Source organism: Fulvivirga kasyanovii (genome assembly GCF_009711405.1).
In the GTDB taxonomy this organism is placed as follows: Bacteria; Bacteroidota; Bacteroidia; order Cytophagales; family Cyclobacteriaceae; genus Fulvivirga; species Fulvivirga kasyanovii.
The window spans coordinates 31262-50218 of sequence record NZ_SMLW01000673.1; the positions used below are offsets into that span (position 1 = coordinate 31262).

The window sequence follows — 18957 nt, forward strand, 5'->3', positions numbered from 1 at the left end:
CTTATTAACTTCAATTGAAAGCACATGGCAACAAAAACCACTATACATGACATAGCCTCATTTCTTAATATAACCGCCTCCACAGTTTCCCGGGCATTGAACAACAATCCTCGAATAAGTGAAAATACCCGCAAAGCAGTATTAAAAGCTGCTAAACAGTTAAATTATCAACCTAATAATATAGCTGCTGCACTCAGAAATGGAAAAAGTAATCTCATAGGTGTGATTGTGCCAACGGCAGACCGGGCATTTTTTGCCTCCGTAGTAAGGGGGATAGAAGAAGTTGCCAACGAGCTTGATTATAAAATAATCATATGTCAATCGTATGATGACTATAACAAGGAAATACAAACCGTAGAAGCACTGGCAAACGCCCGGGTAGATGGCGTTATAGCCTCTATTGGTAAAGAGACTTTAAACTTTGAACACTATAATGCTTTACTCAATAAAGGCATTCCCATTGTTTTATTTGACCGTACTACTGACCAGTTAGCTGTAAACCAGGTTATGATAGATGATTACGAGGGTGCATATGAAGCTGTCAGCCATTTGATCAGTGAGGGTTGTAAAAGAATCGCACACTTTACGAGTCCCATCAAAATTAGTATCTATAAAGAACGCCTGAGGGGCTATACGGATGCATTAAAAGATCATGGAGTGCCCTTTGATCAGGATTTGGTCCTGGAAAGCAATCTTCAGTTGGAGGACGGCAGACAGAGTATGCTACAACTTTTAGAGCTTAGAGAAATACCCGATGCCATATTTTCAGCCAGCGACTATGGTGCAATGGGTGCTATGCAGGTATTAAAGGAAAAGAATATTAAAATACCTCAGCAAGTCGCACTCGTCGGCTTTGCCAATGAACCTTTTACTTCTTTTACCGACCCTACCTTAACCACTGTAGACCAGCTCAGCCTTACCATGGGACACGTCACCGGCAAGCTTTTTTTCGATCAGCTCAACAGCCAGGATAAAAACGGCCCGCAACGCATGCAAAAAACCATCTTAAAGCCTAAGCTAATCGTCAGGCAGTCTTCGTTGAGGTCTTCTCTGGAGGGTAGCTATTAACCCGATCTACCGGCTACCGCTTAGTGTTCTTCAGCTTCTTTCTGGCCTCTCCAAATACCAGTTTAATAAAGCGTAAACATGATATTTATACGTTATTGAACAGCTTTAAATCGTATTTGCTAAAATCGGAAAATGAAGGAACCAAAGCCATTTGACCGTGTGTGCTTTTTATTCTAAATATTTACTATTCCATAATTATCCTTTAACTCAACCTTCGATTCCAGTGACTGAATAGTCGATTGTGTAAGTAGTAAAAATATGATGAAAGCACTGTTTGCACTAATGCGCTCCTGGATAAGTAGCTGAAATACATCAAACCTGATCCGGAGCAGTTCCTCCAACAGCAATTTCAATTCGCCAGGTGAGGCGTTTTCATAATATGATTTGCTGCTAATAGATATTACCTTCTCATAGTATTCATCAATCTTATCTTTTCTTCTTTGTTTAAGTTTATGATAAATGGTGGAAGCGGCACCCGCAGATACTGCAAGAACAGAAACAAATACTCCTACCAGCTCGGCATACCTCTCCCAAAACGTAGGCTGGTTGCGATCTAAATAGGCCTTGGTACCCGCATGCAAAGGGAATAGAAACGTGTGGTTATCAAAATCCTCCTTAAGTAAAGCAAATTCAAAGTTATGGCGAGCCAGTTGTGCCCTGGAACCATAGATCCACTCCACCATGTCATAAATATCATCTGAATCCGCTTGCTTATTACTGATCAGCACATCATACACGGCCAGGGTACGTACAGGTGTTCCTGAGAAGTTGTCGAAAATTCCCTTGGGGATAGTAAAAGGAACTGCCTGCGAATACCTCAGACAGAAACCGTCGATTACCGAACCATATTCATAGCCTTCGGCATTGAAATCGTAAATCTTTAAACCGTTTTGCCACTGCATGATCTCATTGATAACGGGGCTGTTAAGCGAAGACAGGAGCATGATGACATCAGCATTCTCCACAGCCCGGCGCAGGTTTTTGGTTTCTCCGTGCTTTTTTATGTGGTGCGCATGCAAGGGTGTAAGTCTCAGCATATCCAGAAATTTTTCCATAAGCTTTTGCTCTTCATTTTTATCTATAATGAAAACCACATTCCCATTCACCAGTAGCGAGTCCAGGTTATGCTTTCCTTCTTTATATAGGGTGAGCAGCACTTCAGGAAACAGAGGCATCACGGTTCTTATGTTTGGATAGGAATCATCGATGGCTATAGAATTTTTGACAAGGCCAAAATCTGCTTCCCCGGAATTGACCTTCTCCAGTATGGAGCGTTCCTGCCAGGTAGTATCTACTTTTACAGACATTTTGGTGCCGGCACTTTCGAGGGATTTTTGCAATGGATATATTACCGAATTAGCCGGTTCACCTGCATCTTCAGCATGTTCGGAAATGATGGTAAAGGAGTGATTTCTACCACACCCGAAAGGCAAAAATGAAAGCATGATAAAGGCAGGAATCCAAAAATAATTTTTTCGCATATAACAAGTATTATTTAATAACCGGAAATCCGGATATTCTCGTCTGATTTATTTTTCGCCACAAACCAAGAAATACAACCTGAAGAAAATCTGAATTTTCATTATGCAAGAGCAATGTTGCGTGAAAAACAGTAAAGAGCAGGACGAAGAACAGTACTGCAACAGGTCCTGCTGAGAATAAAGGTTTTACTCAAAAAATGGTACAGGAAAAATACCAACAACGAGGAAATAAAGCAGACAATATATTAGCAACTCATTATCAGCTATTTAACGTTTAGGAAAGCCCATAAAATATTTTTTCAACTAAATTTCCGCTTCTACAGAAAATTCAGATTTTGTTCAGAATCAGTTCTTTTTATTGCACCGTAATCAATGACAGGTAGATGTAAATGAAGCATCACTTGCTGACAGAAGGATCGAAATATTTAAAAACCTGAATGAAGTTTTTCATCAGGAGTTAGTAAGATCCAGTTTTTTAAGTAAAACAGGTATCCCCATTACATGTTGCGCTTAATACTTGATTTAGAAACCTACCCCAGAATAGGTCAAAGGTATTATGAACATGAAAATGGTATTATTGTTAAAAATTTTCAGATATGGGATGTTATTGGTTGGCCTCTTACCGACCCTTACCTTCTCTTTTGGCACCCCGGCCAATACAGCAAACTATAGCGATAATGGGCTAAAGCTCGTGCAGCAAACACGCTCTGAACAGCAACATGCCATTACCGGGCAGTCCCTGCATGTACTCAGCAGCCTTTTTGATATAGAAGAAAGCGCTGAGGAAGATCTTAATGATAATGTTAATACAACCGTCACTGGTAGCGAAAACCAAGACCATTCTTTTGTCTTATGGTCAGGTTTAAATACCAGTCCAGGCACACCTTTGCACCTGGTCCGGTATTATATTCTCTATTGCTGCCCAAAAATTCCTTCATCCCAGTCCTGATACGATCTATCGTTTCCTTATCTATGGTCTCATAAGCCCCCTTTTAAAGGGTGTCCGACCTCTCATTTAGTAAAATCCCCATAATTCAATCCTGCCCAGGCAGGACGATACTCTATTAAACAAAAAGCCTTTCTCTGAAAGGTCCTGACTAATGATACAGTTCATAGCCAGGCTTACACAATTTTTTTTCGAACCAACAAAAGATAAAATACAGATGAAATTTTATTCAACTATTCTATTGCTATTGATTGGCAGCGCATTATATGCACAGGAAAATACATATCATAAATCAAGCGCCTGGTTTTCGGCTATTGGAGATGTTCATATCAACAATAAGTTCTATGGAAAAACAGAGGCCCACATCAGAAGGACCGGCTTTACCGACCACTGGCAACAGCTTCTTATAAGGCCTTCAATACATTATAAGCTAAATAATACAGTGGACTTTGCTCTCGGGTACACTTTTATAAGAAACTACTCTTATGCACCGTACAGCACTCCAATTGACAAGAATGAAAATAATATATGGCAGCAGGTCATACTAAGCCATGCAAGTGGTAAAGTGAAATTCAAGCACCGGTTCAGATATGAAGAGCGGTTTATAGACAAGGTAGCAGAAAAAGGCGGAAACCTTGAAGTAGATGGCACATCCTTTACTACCCGATTCCGCTATCGGTTTACTACTTCGTTCCCTCTGGTAAACATCGGGGAAAAGCATGAGTTGTCAGCCCAGCTTTTTGATGAAATATGGCTCAATCTGGACGACAACAGGATTTTACCCTCAAGGTTTAACCAGAACTGGTTTTATGCCGGTCTGGCCTTCGAGGTCAATCCAAAAGCAACTGTTGGTATAGGTTATCTCAACGACCACCTGGCGCTTTCAGGTGACAACTTTGAAACGAATAACATCCTTCAAACTACACTATCATATCACTTTTAAACAACTATAAATTTTAATTGCAATTTCAAATGAAACACAATTTTCTTGTACTGATCACAATTTTTTATTGCGCTGTATCCTGTAACAGTGATGATGAAGGAGTTTCCCATACTGAAGAATGGAGCTACAATGGGGAAACAGGCCCGGACCGCTGGGCTGAAATTGAAAAAGAAAGCGAATGCGGCGGTGCATTTCAATCACCTATCAATATACTACAAACTCAAACCGACAACACATTGCAGCCGCTCGACATTCATTATGATGCAGGCATAAAAATCAGCAATGTGGTGAATAATGGCCATACGGTTCAGTTCAATTTCGAAGCTGGTAACTATATCACGCTCAATGGTGAAAAATATAAATTGAAACAGTTCCACTTCCACGAACTTTCTGAGCACACGCTAGGTGGAGTTCACTTCCCTATGGAGATACATCTGGTACATGTCAGCGATGCAGGAAAGTATGCCGTACTCGCAATATTGACAGAGGAAAGTGCCACTGGTAGTGACCAGTTTGATTTTCTTGACACCTACCTCCCCCTTGCCGTTGAAGAAAGCAAGACTGTTAACAGTGCCTACAATATGAATGAGGTGCTTCCCGGTGAAAAGCAATATTTCACATATACAGGTTCTTTGACCACTCCTCCATGTACGGAAGATGTGCAGTGGTTCATCTTTAAAACTCCGGTTGAGGTTCCGGTGGGCTTAATAGAAAGCCTTCATGATGCCATGCCGGCCAACAATTACAGGCCCACGCAACCCCTCAACGGAAGGATTGTGAAAGAGTCTGTATAAATAACTTACAAAAATACAGAGGGTTAAGGCAAGTGCAATGGATCGTAGTTGTCTTAGCCTTTCTACTAAACCAACAATAACTATTTAACTATTATGAAACGTAATTTTTTGATTTTGATCGCTGGTTTTGCTTTTGCAACATCATGCAGTACTGAAAAGAAACAAATAGAAGAACAGCAGGAGCAGCAAATACCTACCGAAGAGGCAAATAAAAAGAAAGAGTGGAGCTATAGTGGAGAAACCGGCCCCAACCACTGGGCAGAATTTGAAAAGGGCAACTGCGGGGGCAAGTTTCAGTCTCCCATTGACATCCTTGAAACAGAAGCAGACAGCACACTACAGCCACTGGATATTCACTACAGCACGGACACAAAAATCCATGAAGTGGTAAATAACGGCCATTCTATACAATACAATTTTGATGGGGGAGACTATATCACGCTGGGTGGTGAGAAATACGAATTAAAGCAGTTTCACTTTCACGAGCTTTCAGAGCATACCATTAAAGGGGTACACTTCCCTATGGTTATTCACCTTGTACATGTAAGTGAGAGTGGAAAATACGCCGTGTTTGCGGTAATGGCAGTGGAGAGTGAAGACAACAGCCCAGCATTTCAATTTCTTGACGGCTACCTGCCTCTCGCAGTGGATGAGAAAAAGCCTGTTAATGCCACTTTTAACATGAATGATGTTATCCCTGAAAAAGAGCAATATTATGCCTATACCGGATCGCTGACTACTCCGCCATGTACCGAAGGAGTGCAATGGTTCATTTTCAAACAACCATTGAATGTTTCTTTAAAAATGATCAATGACCTTCGCGCGTTAATGCCAGTCAACAACTACAGAAATGTTCAGCCCCTTAACGGCAGAGTTGTTAAAGAGTCTTTGTAAATTGTGTTTAGGTTGAATAGTGGGAAAGGGGGCTTGCTCCCTTCCTGCTGTTTGTATATGATCTCGAGCCTCTGGCTATTGAGGTCTGCAATACTGTTGAAATAGACGGTTGAAAACAAATTATTTAAAGTTACCATTGATCTTGTACGGTGAAAATCCTGATTGTTGAAGACGAAGAAAATCTGGCCAAAAGTATAGCCGCCTACCTCAAAAACGAGAGTTTCTTATGTGAATATGCATTTACATTCCCTGATGCTTTGGAGAAGATAAGTGCATTTGACTATGATTGCATTCTGCTTGATATCACACTCCCTGGTGGCAGTGGCCTCCAACTACTACAGGAACTCAAAAAAATGAATAAAACCGATGGTGTACTGATCATCTCGGCCAAAGACTCTCTGGACGACCGCCTAAAAGGGCTTAAACTGGGAGCTGACGATTATCTGCCCAAGCCCTTTCATATGGCTGAGCTGGGTGCCCGGGTACATGCCATAGTGCGGCGGCGCAAATTTGAGGGCAACGATATCGTCAGGTTCGAAGAGATACTGCTTGACCTGGCGGCAAAGGCTATCCACGTAAATGGTGAAAAAGTACCTTTGACCAAATCAGAGTTTGACCTGCTCCTGTTTTTGATCTCTAATAAAAACAGGGTGGTCTCCAAAATGGCTATCGCAGAGCACCTTACGGGTGATGATGCCGACATGATGGACAGTTTTGATTTTATCTATGCCCACATTAAAAATTTAAAAAGAAAGCTGACCGCTTGCGGTTGCAAAGACTATATCAATACCGTTTACGGCCTGGGCTACAAATTTTCATTATGAGACTCCTTCAAAAAAGCTTTCGCAGCCAGATTGTCTATAAGGTACTGTTGGTGCTGCTGAGCATTCCGTTATCTATTACTTTTATAAGTTATATCATAGAAAATGAGGTAGATGAGCTTCTACTGCTTTATCGCGACGAGTTTATTGACCATGTAAAGGACCTGGAAAACCTGGAAACAGACCTGGTGGTGCTAAATAATGTAGTACATGAAATTGACCTGATGGAGTTTAATGATGCTCCATACAAGGATACCTATAAAACCATTTATGAGTATGACAGCATCCATGATCAAACGCATCCTTTCCGCACACTTACTTCTAAGGTTATCATTAAAAACAAGCCTTACCTGCTTACGGTACGGTCTTCCCTTGTAAACAGCGATGGGCTTGTGCTCACTCTTGGAGTTGCCCAGAGTATACTGGCCATTTTACTGGTTACAGGTCTGGCCCTGATTAATCGTCGCCTCTCGATTAAGCTATGGAAGCCGTTTTATAAAACATTGAAAGCTTTGAAGGCATACCAACTGGACAAGCATCAGGAAATAAGCTTTGAGCCGACGGAGATTGCTGAATTCAGCGACCTGAACAAGGCAGTGGAGCACCTGACCGAAAGGAACAGAAAGATATTTTTACAGCAAAAAGAGTTTATCGAAAACCTATCGCATGAGCTGCAAACTCCACTGGCGATCCTCCACTCCAAAATAGACATGCTTATGCAAAGCCCTGACCTTAATGAGGAGCAATCGCTGGTGATACAGGACCTGGTGCAGAGCCTGCAGCGACTTACCAAGCTCAATAAAAATATGCTCTTGCTCAGCAAGATAGAAAATATGCAGTTTACGGAAACGGAAGCTTTTGATGTATCGAGACTGGTAAGTACACTGGCCTCCAATATCGCTCATTTGGCTGACATGCGCGGCATCGTCATTTCCTGCAAACTGAATACGCTAAGTATCAACGGCAATAAAACACTTGTGGAGGTACTTGTAACCAACCTGATCACCAATGCTGTACGATATAGTGATGCCGGGGGACAGGTCAACATTAACGTTGAGAATAGTGTATTGACGATCACCAATACAGGTACTCCTTTAAAGGTTCCGGCTGAAAAACTATTCAACCGCTTTGCCAAAGGCTCAGAACACAAAGGAACAGGATTGGGCCTGTCCATTGTGAAAAAGATTTGCGATATTAATGGTTATGCGGTGAGGTACAGCTACCACACTGGGATGCATAGTTTTTCGATCGATTTCAAGTGTTGACCACAATTAGAAAATAGAGACAAACGCTGCGCGGAAGCAGCTATCAATCAATAGCAGCTTCTATATTCTCGGGAAGTTTTTTAGGGTTCAGCAGGTCCTTCACTTTGTAAGCAGCAACAGGCTGGCAGTTGCCATGCAAAGCAGCCCGGATGTAAGCATTTAACCTTTCATTTATATTGGCATTCTCTGCCCAGGCGGCTCGTGTGGCCAGGTCAAGGCTGCCGACCGGGTATGCACCATACTTTAGCTCTGTAAGCAACAGGAAGAATTTTTGATCATCACCTAAATTACGACTTCTCCAATCTTCATAAGGCCCTCTAAAATCGGGCAGATCAGCCTGATAATCTTTAGTGTAAGAGTACTCCAGACTCCGCAATGCACCATTCCATGTAGATCTGGCGGCCGGATACAGTGCCTTAAGCTCTTCCGGAAGGTTTCCGAATTTCTCCCTGATTTCCTCCAGATCATCTATGATCCTCCCGCTGGCATGCTGGTTAAATATTTTTATTCCATAATCACAATCGGAGTACCCTGTAGTAACGGGGGTGACATCTTGCTCTTCAGCAGACCCAGATGATTGATTATTTACTTTGCATCCACTCCAAAGCAGTATGATAAACATGGTTAAAAGATATTTCAAGGGGCTCATGATGGGTTAAAGGTTTACTGGTTTGGCTATTTTACATTTCTGTTTTGAAAATAACCAATACTTCCGAAGCAGCACAACTTCCTGGAAACTACTTTTCAGTCATCAGCCCAAACTAGTTTAGAGGCCTTATTTAGGATTAAGCGGAATTTCTGGTGAGACCCTAATTTTCACTTCTTTGCTGACAGACAGTTGTTAATAGCAATCGGCAAAAGCAGTAGACAAACACGTGTAATATAACCATAAGCGCGGTTTACTGATTTTCAGTAGCAATCTATTTACTCCCTATTTACTCCACACGTTTTACGCTTCATCCCTTATTTATTAAACGGCTATATCTTATTAAACCGTTTGAGCCACCTGGATTACGGGCAACTCAACGGTAAAAGTGGTACCTTCCCCCGGATTGCTCTCAACCAGGATCTTGCCGTTGTGTTTGGCTATGATGCCATATGATATCGACAGTCCCAGGCCTGTACCCTGCCCTACATCTTTGGTAGTAAAGAAGGGATCAAATATTTTGCTTATATGTTCCTGTGAAATGCCCTTTCCGGAATCTTTAATTTTGATTACCACGTTGTCGCCATCACTTGCAGTGGATATTTCTATGGTTCCCGGTCCGTCTATGGCCTGAATGGCATTGGCAAGAATATTCATAAATACCTGGTTGATCTGTCCCGGATAGCACTCTACTTCCGGCAAGTCGCCAAACGCCTTGAATACCTCTACCCTATCTTCCAGACTGTTCTTTAAAATCACGAGTGTGGCTTCTATTCCCTCATTGATGGACACCCGCTTTAAATTATCTTCATCGAGGCGGCTAAAGCTTTGAAGGCTTTTTACAATCTCCCGGGTGCGTATTGCCCCGTCTTTAATGCCGCCAAACAGGTGCTCTATTTCGACCAGTAAATCGTCAAAGGCTATTTCTTTTTCAAATTTTTCAATTTCACCTATAGGCTCCCCTGCGCGGTAGCGGTTGAGCAGCGCCAATATCTCTTCATAATCCACCTGCAGCGAATCTATCCCAGCAGACACAAAGTTTACCGGGTTGTTGATTTCATGGGCCACTCCTGCTGTCAACTGACCCAGCGATGCCATTTTCTCTGCCTGTACCAACTGCGTTTGGGCCTCCTTCAGCTCATGGAGCGCATCATCGAGCCGGGCATTATGGGCCACTACACGCTCCTTTTCCTGCTGCAGTTCCCGGGTTTGCTTATCCACCTGGTTTTCAAGTAGCTTCCTCGCTTTTCTAAGGTTCCGCAGGCGCAATTGGAAAATGGTGAACACAAGCAAGACAGCCGCAATAGCCAGCAATGTATAAAACCAATAGGTCTGCCAGAACGGCGGCACAATAGTCACTACAATGGAGGCGCCCTCTTCATTCCACACACCATCATTGTTAGAACCCTTCACCCTGAAAGTGTAGGTTCCCGCAGGGATGTTGGTATAGGTCACAAATCTCCGGTGGCCCACGTGGTACCACCCCTCATCAAAACCCTCAAGCATATACGCATACTCATTAGCTCCAGGACTGGTATAATTCAGTGCTGCAAACCCAAATGAAAATACGGACTGGTCGTATGAAAGCGTAATTTCGTCTGTTTCGGTAATGTGCTTTTCCAGGGGGGAGCCTTCCCCGATCGGCACGGGCTTATTGAAAATCTCAAAGCTGGTAATTACCACAGGCGGAATGTCCAGGTTATCACGAATGCTATCCGGATGAAAAATATTAAATCCGTTTATACCACCAAAGCACATTTCGCCGGCCCGTGTTTTATAGTAGGCTCCGGCATTAAACTCATTGCTCTGCAAGCCATCGCTGGCATCGAAGTTTTTAAAAACCTCAGCGCGAGGGTCAAACTTTGAAAGACCTTTGTTGGTACTCAGCCACAAATGACCGTTACCATCTTCCAGGATGCCGTAGATTACATTATTGATCAATCCGTGCTGCTCCTGGTAGGCTTTAAACGTACCGGTAGCTTTGTCAAACTTATTGAGCCCATTGTTCGTGCCTACCCACAGTGTACCGCTGCCACCTTCATGCAGGGCGTAGATGTTGTTGTTACTAATACTACCGGCCACGGTCGGGTCATGCTTATAGTGGGTAAATTTTCCTGTCTTTATATCCAGGCGGTTAAGCCCTTCCCCGGTACCCAGCCACATGATATCACCATCCGGCAGCATGCTCCATACGAAATCATTGCTGAGGCTGCTGTCACGGGCCGGGTTATGCAGGTAGTGGATAAATTGGCCTGTTAATCTGTTGAATTTTTTGAGTCCGCTGCCTAAAGTGCTTACCCACAAAAAATCTTTTTCTGCTTCCATAACCCGCCATACGTTCCATACCCTTTTGCGCGGCTTGTCCGGATCATCATGATAGTAAGCAATTTCTCCGGTTTCTTTGTTCAGCTTACCCAAACCCTCACCGTTTTTACCTATCCAGATGCCGCCAGAGTTATCTTCAAAGCCTGACCATATGGTTTTACGGTTGGAGGGGTTTCCCTCACGATCCAGAGTATAGTTTGTCCACTGGCCCGACTCCCTGTTGTAGCTATTGAGCCCCTGGTCTGTTGCCACCCATAGCAGGCTGTCGCTATCTTCAAAAATGTCCCAGACGGTACTGCCCCTCATGCTATTTTTATCACCGGCATGCTCATAATAAGCCCTGAAATTCTGCCCCTGCCCATTGATCCTGTTTATGCCTCCCGACTGCGTACCCAGCCACATATAGCCCAGTTTATCAATGTATACTTCTACAATGGCGTTATCGCTAAGGCTGTACGGGTCCTGATTGTTTTTTATATGGTGTGAAAATGTCTTGCTGTGAGTATCCAGCCCGTATAGGCCTCCACCCATAGTACCAAACCATATTTTGCCACGGTTGTCCTGCGAAATAGAAAATATATGGTTTTCCGGCACATTAGGTTTATAATCAGGGTGATGATGTGCCGTAAAACTTTGCTTCTCAGGTTCAAAACTGTATAATCCATGCGCTGTACCCAGCCAGACTGTGCCTTCACTACTGACAAATAATGACATCAACTGATTATCAACATACTTCTCCCCGTCCCCTGCTTCAAAACTATAGGTGATAAACTTGCCGGAATACGGATCAAAATGCTTTAGCCCATTGGCAGTAGCCAGCCAGAGGCTGCCTCTGAGGCCGATGCCCATATCATTGATAACGTTATCTGCAAGGCTTGTGGAGTCACTTGAAGTAAGACTGTATCGCTGAAAATTGTCTTTGGCAGCATTAAATTTATTTAGCCCGTCCTGCGTTGCCACCCAAACATTACCGGCCTCGTCTTCTGCTATGGCATTGATCATGTTATTGCTCAGGCTGTTGTCATAGGCCGGTTTGTGCCGGTAGCTTACAAACGTTTGGGTATTTCTGTCAAAGCGGCTCAGTCCGTATTTTGTACCTACCCATAATGCACCCCGGCTATCTTCATGAAGGTCAGTGACCCGATTGGAACATAGGCTGGCAGAATCGGCCGCATTATGCCTGTAAATAGTGAATTCATACCCGTTGTATTTATTCAGGCCGTCTTCAGTGGCAAACCACATGAAGCCCCTGCTATCCTGAATGATGGACTGCACAGTTACCTGAGAGAGGCCATCTTCCCATGAAATGTGTTCAAACCGGGTGTTATCACCCTGCGCCGACAACCTAACGGCTGAAAGCAGGCATAAAATGATAGAAGCAGATAAAAAGAGCGTGTGTTTTCGTAGGTCCATAGATCAATCCCTCCTGAAGGGAATCAAATACAAAAAAATCTGGCCAGACAGGCCATTATGGAAAAAAGCCGGGTTAGGATCAACTGCAATTATAGCAAGTAAAACCGGCCTGAGAAATGCATTCTTGCCTAATTGCTGTCACATGTACTTTATTGTGATAAAGAGAAGGATTGACAGACAGGTGGCTAGTAGCAATCGGCAAAAGCAGTTGGCAAAAGCAAAACTGAATCGCAGCTTTACTGTCCAGAAGTACTGGCACATTAAAGACATTACACCCCTTCAGTCCTGCATCTACTTTTAATAAAAGTAATGCCCCGCTACACTGTGAGCGGGGCATTGATATCAAACAGGCTGGCTATGGTAAACTTCCTTGCCACATTCTTTCAGCAGTGAGGCCAGCAATTTTACTTCTACTTCTGATAACTGGTTGAGTGGAGAGCGGAGACTGCCACCTTCTTCACCAAGCAAGGTAAGTCCTGCCTTAATAGCTCTGGGCAGACCTTTCTCCACAATAAATTTTAAAAGTTTCAACTGTTTGTAAAACAAATTTTGAGCAGTAGCCAGATCATTGTTTGCTATGGCTTCATACAACCCAAGGTTTAACTCAGGGATCAGGTTAGGAGCTGCAGTACACCACCCCTTTGCCCCGGCAGAAAAAGCCGCAAGAGCAAGAGGATTGGAGCCGTTGAAGAAGGCAACATCCTCTCCGAGCTCTTTTCTCAGATAATGCATGCGCTGTACATCCCCTGTGCTTTCCTTGATCATGGTTACATTGGGTATTTCAAGCAGTCGCTTAAGCAGGGCCGGCGACATATCTATACCTGCAGTGGCCGGGTTATTATAAGCCATCACAGGAATGGATATTTTTTCCGCCACGGTAGCAAAGTGGCGAAATATCTCATCATCGGTCAATTTCCAATAGCTCATGGGTATAACCATAACGGCCGAAGCACCTGCTGACTCTGCAAACCTGGCATGGTACACGGTACGGTCTGTAGTGAGGTTGGAAACTCCAACAAGAACCGGGACCCGGTTGTCCACTTGCTCAATCGTGGCTTCTGTAATGGCCTCCTTTTCTTCATCAGACAGATAAGGAAGTACACCGGTGCTTCCCAGTGGGGCTATACCATGCGAACCATTTTTCACCAGGAGCTCTACGAGATGTTTAAAAAGTTTTATATCCACCTTTTCATTTTCATCGAATGGGGTAATAGGATAGGCGATTATGCCTTTGAATGGTACTTTCATTGTAAAATCGTTTTAATTTGAATTAAATAAATATTCCCTTTACCGGGGCTGGAATTTTTAAAGGTCCCGGCCTTCTTCTTCACGCAGGGCTACGCCCAGGTTTTGTAGCTGGGGAGCATTCTCACAGGCGATGTACTTAGCGTTATCCACGTCATTCAGGTTCCCATGCCTGTGCCACGCCCAACCGGGGATATACACGGCATCTCCTGCCTTCCATTCTACTCGTTCATCCTCTATCTCTGTCCAACCTGCGCCTTCAACTACATAGAGTACGGTTTCATAGGTATGCCTGTGCCTGTTGGTCACCTGCCCGGGAAGCAGCCCGCCAATGGTCATACTTACATTCCTGGTAGGCAGATCTACAAAAAACACCGGGTGCTTTCTCTCGGCCGAAAACTGATCGTGCTCACCTGCCTGCTCTACATTCCGGTGAATGATTTTATCGACCTTGATATAATTGGGCCTGGCAAAGGTTTGATGAAAATCCTTGGACGAATACTTTTTTTCTGTTGTGTTCATTTCATTTTATTTTTTTGTGTTGTGCGAAATTGCAATACAAAAAAAGCTCATATTTGGACCATCGAAATGACACAGTTTTTATAAAAACAGGTAGTCCAGATGCTCAGACCTTGGAAACTTCAGATAAAGCTCAATTTTGACCGCGAACGAGCGATCTATCTGCAAATTGCAGATGCCATTATCAGCGATATTCGTGAAGGGAAGCTAAAACCAGGCGATGCTTTACCGGGTAGCCGCAGGCTTGCCGATTCGCTGAGTGTGAACAGAAATACCATTGTACAGGCTCTGGATGTATTACTGGCGGAGGGATGGCTGGTATCCATATCCCGAAAAGGCATGTTTGTGCCTGAGTCGCTGCCCAAACCTTTAGGTAAGGCGGAAACACCAAAAAGAACTGCAGAAAATCAGGACACTTTTGAAAAACCTAAAGCTGAAATCTCTTTTAACGACGGTTTTCCTGATACTAAGCTGGCACCGGTAGAGGCACTGTCCCGGGCTTACAGGCAAATATTCAACCGTACGGCCCGCTGGCGCATGATGGGCTATGGGAGTGCTTTGGGCGATTTGCGGTTCAGGGAAGCTCTGGTGCAAATGTTGAACTATAACCGGGGCATGCATCTTTCCACAGACCAGCTTTGCGTAACCAGGGGCAGCCAAATGGCTATGTACCTGGCCGCCCAGGTATTGCTCAAGCCCGGAGATGCGGTGATTGTTGAAAACCCGGGATATAAACCGGCCTGGCAGGCATTTGCACAAGCCCGCGCCCATATTGTGCCCGTTGATGTAGATAATGAGGGTATCAATATGGAGCAGGTGGCATTAGTTTTACAAAAGCAAACCGTAAAAGCCATTTACCTCACACCACATCACCAATACCCAACCACGGTTTCTTTATCCCTTCCCCGAAGGTTAAGGCTCATCGAGTTATGTAATGCCTATAATGTTACCCTGATCGAAGATGACTACGACCATGAATTTCATTACCAGCAAAGGCCGCTACTTCCACTGAGCAGCTATAAAGAACTCAAGAATTTCCTTTACGTCGGCAGCTTTAGCAAAGTAGTGGCTCCAGCCTTGCGGGTAGGCTACCTGGCAGGAAGCCCTGAAATAATCAATAAAATCGGACATTTGCGAAGTATAATTGACGTACAGGGTGACATAATCATGGAGCTGGCCATACTTGAGCTAATTACTTCCGGGGAAATAAAAAGACACCTGAGAAAAGCTACAGCCCACTATAAGCGGAAAAGGGACTTCTTCCATGGCCTTTTAAAAAGCCACCTTGAGAACGAAGTAAGTTTTACCAGGCCCGACGGAGGCTTATCCTATTGGATCCGCTTTAAAGAAAATGTTGATCTCTTCTTGCTCTCTGAGAACCTCTTACAAAAAGGCATTCAAATTATAACTCCGGACAAATTCAGCTACGAACAACCTGTAAATGGTCTAAGGCTCGGCTTTGGCTCTTTGAGCGAGGAACAACTGGAAAACGGAATCAAAGCCATTGCCTCTGCGCTAAGAGCTTCGTAATTCGAAAAGAGTAGTCCCATGGCTTTTCAAAGGAGCTTCGAAAAAGACCTTATGTCAGTTACCTGAACAGTAAATTCTGAGAAAAGAATGTCATCATATTTTTCTCAATCCTTTCCGTTACACGATTGAGATGGTCGCCTTCATAAATTTCAAATGAATGGTCAATCCCATATTTATCAAGCTCATTGTCGAGGGTTTTAATACTTTCAGGGATACCCATAATGTCTCTTGTTCCCGCATCAAAGCCAATACCTCTGAGCTGTTTCAGGTTATAGATATATTGGTCCAGACTATTTAAAGGCCTGTTGGCATCCCACTTATTCAAAACGGCATGCTGCAGTTCTCCATCTTTTACCGGAAGGTCGATATAAAATGGCGGATTTGCCGGGTTGGGGGACCAGGCAGCAGCAGACGCAAAAAGTACTTTGGTGAAAAAGTCCGTATTCCTGAATCCATCTATATTTTTGATACTGTCTGCGCGTAAATAGGAGGCCGGGATCTCATCAGGAACAGGTGGCGAGTCCAAACAGCAGGGATTAAGCAAGTACAACGCAGAGAATACGTCCGGGTTTTTCATGCCTATGCGCATGGCACCATACCCTCCCATGGAGTGACCACTTAAACCCCGGCTGTCGCTTCTGGCAATAGTACGGTAATGGCTATCGATGTAACTTACTAATTCTTTTGCTATAAAATCTTCCCAATTACCTGTTGTAGCCGAATTGGAGTACATGCTGCCCTGGAACAGGGTGTAGGCATCAGGTGTCACCACTATCATTTCATGGGCGGGATCTTTCGCAAATGAAGCATCAAGGATCAATGGCAGTGTCATCCAATGTGGTTTAAAGCCATAAACCTTGGCATCATCATCCGTATAACCATGAAGGTAGTACACTACAGGGTAGCGCCTGGATGGATCAGTATTATAGCTGGCTGGCAGGTAAACAGAAACATAGCGATCAGCGCTGTCTCCGCTAAGATTCCCTTCCAGCATTTGGCTGCTTACTTTGATCCGCTGAACCGTGCCTTTGGTTGTTGGCTTTTGCTGAGCGAGTGTATTTAAAGAAAAGGTCAGTGCAAATAATAAAACGACCGAAAAGCGAGGCATATATTTTTTCATGGTAACAGGTATTAGATGAATGGGGCTTTCAAATATAGTTATTTAGTATCGAGATATGAGTATTGAGACTAAAAGGTATGTTGCTTAAAAAACTACAATGCAGATATTCCTTTAATTTAGATATTAATAAGAGTTAAGTTATAAAAACCCACTGACATGAAGGATAACGAACCCAACCCTTTTGATGCCATTGCACAAGAGTATGACCGGTGGTTTGACGACCACAAAAACACATTTTTATCAGATGTGGAAGCAATTAAATTTTTTCTTCCAAATTCCGGCAAAGGGCTTGATATTGGAGCTGGCACAGGAAGATTTGCTGCAGAGTTGGGAATTCAATATGGCATCGAACCTTCCAAAAATATGGCACAGATCGCAAAGCGAAGGGGAATTGACATCTCTATTGGTAAAGCTGAAAACATGCCTTATCCTGATGAAGCGTTTGATTTTGCCATCCTGATAGCTGTTGATCACTTCATACTTGAGCCTGAAAAGGCTTACCGGGAGATATTCAGGGTACTCGCGAAAGAAGGAAAACTACTTGTGGGTACACTACACAAAGACGGAGAAGTGGCACAAAAACGTATGAACATGGACGACCCGGGAACCAACAAAAATGTTTGTTTTCGCACAGTAGAAGAAACGGTTAAGCAATTAAAAAAAGCAGGTTTTTCGGGCTTCAAGACTTGTCAAACTTTACTAACTGTACATCCGGATAAAGCAGAAAAACCGACTCCCGGACATGACAAAGGTAGTTTTGTGGTTATTGAAGCCTTAAAAGCCACCGGGAGATGACGTGCCTGTTTTTTTGATCACTGTCATAGGCAGAAAGTTGATGAAGCTGAAAGCTGAAGATGCTACCTCTTTCCTTCCAGGCGGCTACATAACCAATTTACAATCCTCATTCTAAAATGAATTAATGACCAAAACTCCCTTGTTTTCAAATTTACTCATGGCTGGCAATGCCGTGATGGCATCTTGCAATGAAATAGTCTTTTCAATCAGCTTTTGAGGTTTTAGCTTTCCACTTTTTATCATCTCCAGCATTTCAGGGTATTTGTACGCCTGCATGCCGTGGCTTCCGATGACTTCCAGCTCGTTTGCCACTACCAGATCCATAGGGATTTTGGGGTGTTTATGCTCTCCTGTCATTAGACCTACCTGGATATGCTTGCCCCGCTTTCTAAGGTTAGCTATAGAATTAAAGCAGGTAACCGGATTTCCTAATGCATCGATGGATACATGCGCACCTCCATCTGTCAGAGATTTGATTTCTGCTATTACATTACTATTGTTCCGGGCATTGATAGTCTCTGCTGCTCCCAACGCTCTAGCCAGGCTCAACGTTTCATCATTGATATCCACAGCTATGACCTGTGCCCCCAGTGCGTTGGCAATCATAATAGCAGATATGCCCACTCCTCCACAGCCGTGTACCACCACAAACTGCCCTCCTCTAACCTTTCCCTGCTCCACTACTGCCCTATATGACGTAATAAACCGGCACCCTAAAATCGCTGCTGTCTCCATATTAATTTCAGCAGGTATCTCTACCAAATTGGTATCGGCAAAGTCAATGGCTACGTACTCCGCAAATGATCCCCAGTGTGTAAACCCGGGCTGGGATTGATGATCACACACCTGGTGGTTGCCAGATATACACGTTCTGCATGTACCACATCCGCATACAAAGGGTACAGTTACACGATCATCAACTTTAAAATTCTTCACATCCTTACCTACGGCAGCTATGGTGCCTGCAAGTTCGTGGCCCGGCACATGTGGTAATTTTATATCTGCATCATGCCCCATCCATCCGTGCCAATCGCTAAGGCACAAACCTGTAGCCTCAACCTTGATCACCACTCCGTGACTTTTTGGTGTGGGGTCCTGAACGACCTGAAGTTTTATTGCTCCCTGAAATTCTTCATAAACTAATGCTCGCAT

General features: G+C 43.7%; 16 protein-coding genes. 9 read left to right on the forward strand and 7 right to left on the reverse strand.

Annotation, left to right across the window (positions count from 1 at the left end; genetic code table 11):
• Positions 1-24 precede the first annotated feature (24 nt).
• On the forward strand, positions 25-1068 hold the full coding sequence (locus E1163_RS28100) for a LacI family DNA-binding transcriptional regulator (protein ID WP_155176722.1): 1044 nt from the start codon (positions 25-27) through the stop codon (positions 1066-1068).
• A gap of 173 nt (positions 1069-1241) precedes the next feature.
• Here E1163_RS28100 and E1163_RS28105 read toward each other — a convergent pair whose 3' ends face one another.
• A complete protein-coding gene (locus E1163_RS28105; protein ID WP_155176724.1) occupies positions 1242-2549 on the reverse strand; it encodes a TAXI family TRAP transporter solute-binding subunit in 1308 nt (435 codons plus the stop codon).
• A gap of 562 nt (positions 2550-3111) precedes the next feature.
• Here E1163_RS28105 and E1163_RS28110 point away from each other — a divergent pair.
• From E1163_RS28110 to E1163_RS28135, 6 genes are all read left to right on the forward strand, one after another.
• Positions 3112-3498: a hypothetical protein gene (locus tag E1163_RS28110; RefSeq protein ID WP_155176726.1), complete on the forward strand. Its 387-nt coding sequence runs from the start codon at positions 3112-3114 to the stop codon at positions 3496-3498.
• A gap of 214 nt (positions 3499-3712) precedes the next feature.
• Positions 3713-4438, forward strand: coding sequence for a DUF2490 domain-containing protein (locus tag E1163_RS28115; RefSeq protein WP_185156237.1), 726 nt, complete (start codon positions 3713-3715; stop codon positions 4436-4438).
• Positions 4439-4467: 29 nt separating this feature from the next.
• Positions 4468-5232 (forward strand): carbonic anhydrase, encoded by a 765-nt coding sequence (locus E1163_RS28120; protein WP_155176730.1) that lies wholly within the window; start codon positions 4468-4470, stop codon positions 5230-5232.
• Between the two features lie 93 nt (positions 5233-5325).
• The gene (locus E1163_RS28125) at positions 5326-6126 is read left to right on the forward strand and encodes a carbonic anhydrase (protein WP_155176732.1); all 801 of its coding nucleotides are present in this window, start codon (positions 5326-5328) and stop codon (positions 6124-6126) included.
• A gap of 149 nt (positions 6127-6275) precedes the next feature.
• The gene (locus tag E1163_RS28130) at positions 6276-6950 is read left to right on the forward strand and encodes a response regulator transcription factor (RefSeq protein ID WP_343033994.1); all 675 of its coding nucleotides are present in this window, start codon (positions 6276-6278) and stop codon (positions 6948-6950) included.
• Positions 6947-8212 (forward strand): sensor histidine kinase, encoded by a 1266-nt coding sequence (locus tag E1163_RS28135; RefSeq protein WP_155176733.1) that lies wholly within the window; start codon positions 6947-6949, stop codon positions 8210-8212. The genes E1163_RS28130 and E1163_RS28135 overlap by 4 nt, the downstream gene beginning before the upstream one ends.
• 43 nt (positions 8213-8255) lie before the next feature.
• Here the strand turns inward: E1163_RS28135 and E1163_RS28140 are convergent, their stop codons facing one another.
• The 4 genes from E1163_RS28140 to E1163_RS28155 form a co-directional block, all read right to left on the reverse strand.
• Positions 8256-8834: a hypothetical protein gene (locus E1163_RS28140; RefSeq protein WP_155176735.1), complete on the reverse strand. Its 579-nt coding sequence runs from the start codon at positions 8832-8834 to the stop codon at positions 8256-8258.
• A gap of 366 nt (positions 8835-9200) precedes the next feature.
• Positions 9201-12596 carry a two-component regulator propeller domain-containing protein gene (locus E1163_RS28145; RefSeq protein WP_155176737.1) on the reverse strand — a complete coding sequence of 1132 codons (3396 nt, stop codon included), beginning with the start codon at positions 12594-12596 and terminating at the stop codon, positions 9201-9203.
• A 342-nt stretch (positions 12597-12938) separates the two neighbouring features.
• The gene (locus tag E1163_RS28150) at positions 12939-13844 is read right to left on the reverse strand and encodes a dihydrodipicolinate synthase family protein (protein WP_155176739.1); all 906 of its coding nucleotides are present in this window, start codon (positions 13842-13844) and stop codon (positions 12939-12941) included.
• A gap of 57 nt (positions 13845-13901) precedes the next feature.
• Entirely contained in the window at positions 13902-14363 is a 462-nt protein-coding gene (locus E1163_RS28155) for a cupin domain-containing protein (protein ID WP_155176741.1), read from the reverse strand.
• A gap of 99 nt (positions 14364-14462) precedes the next feature.
• Here E1163_RS28155 and pdxR point away from each other — a divergent pair, with 99 nt between their 5' ends.
• Positions 14463-15890: a MocR-like pyridoxine biosynthesis transcription factor PdxR gene (gene pdxR / locus E1163_RS28160; protein ID WP_155176743.1), complete on the forward strand. Its 1428-nt coding sequence runs from the start codon at positions 14463-14465 to the stop codon at positions 15888-15890.
• Between the two features lie 58 nt (positions 15891-15948).
• Here pdxR and E1163_RS28165 read toward each other — a convergent pair whose 3' ends face one another.
• Complete coding sequence (locus E1163_RS28165) at positions 15949-17010, reverse strand: alpha/beta hydrolase (protein WP_155176745.1); 1062 nt, start codon at positions 17008-17010, stop codon at positions 15949-15951.
• A gap of 156 nt (positions 17011-17166) precedes the next feature.
• Between E1163_RS28165 and E1163_RS28170 the strand changes: the two genes are divergently transcribed.
• A complete protein-coding gene (locus E1163_RS28170) occupies positions 17167-17805 on the forward strand; it encodes a class I SAM-dependent methyltransferase (protein WP_155176747.1) in 639 nt (212 codons plus the stop codon).
• Positions 17806-17916: 111 nt separating this feature from the next.
• Here E1163_RS28170 and E1163_RS28175 read toward each other — a convergent pair whose 3' ends face one another.
• A complete protein-coding gene (locus E1163_RS28175; RefSeq protein ID WP_155176749.1) occupies positions 17917-18957 on the reverse strand; it encodes a zinc-dependent alcohol dehydrogenase family protein in 1041 nt (346 codons plus the stop codon).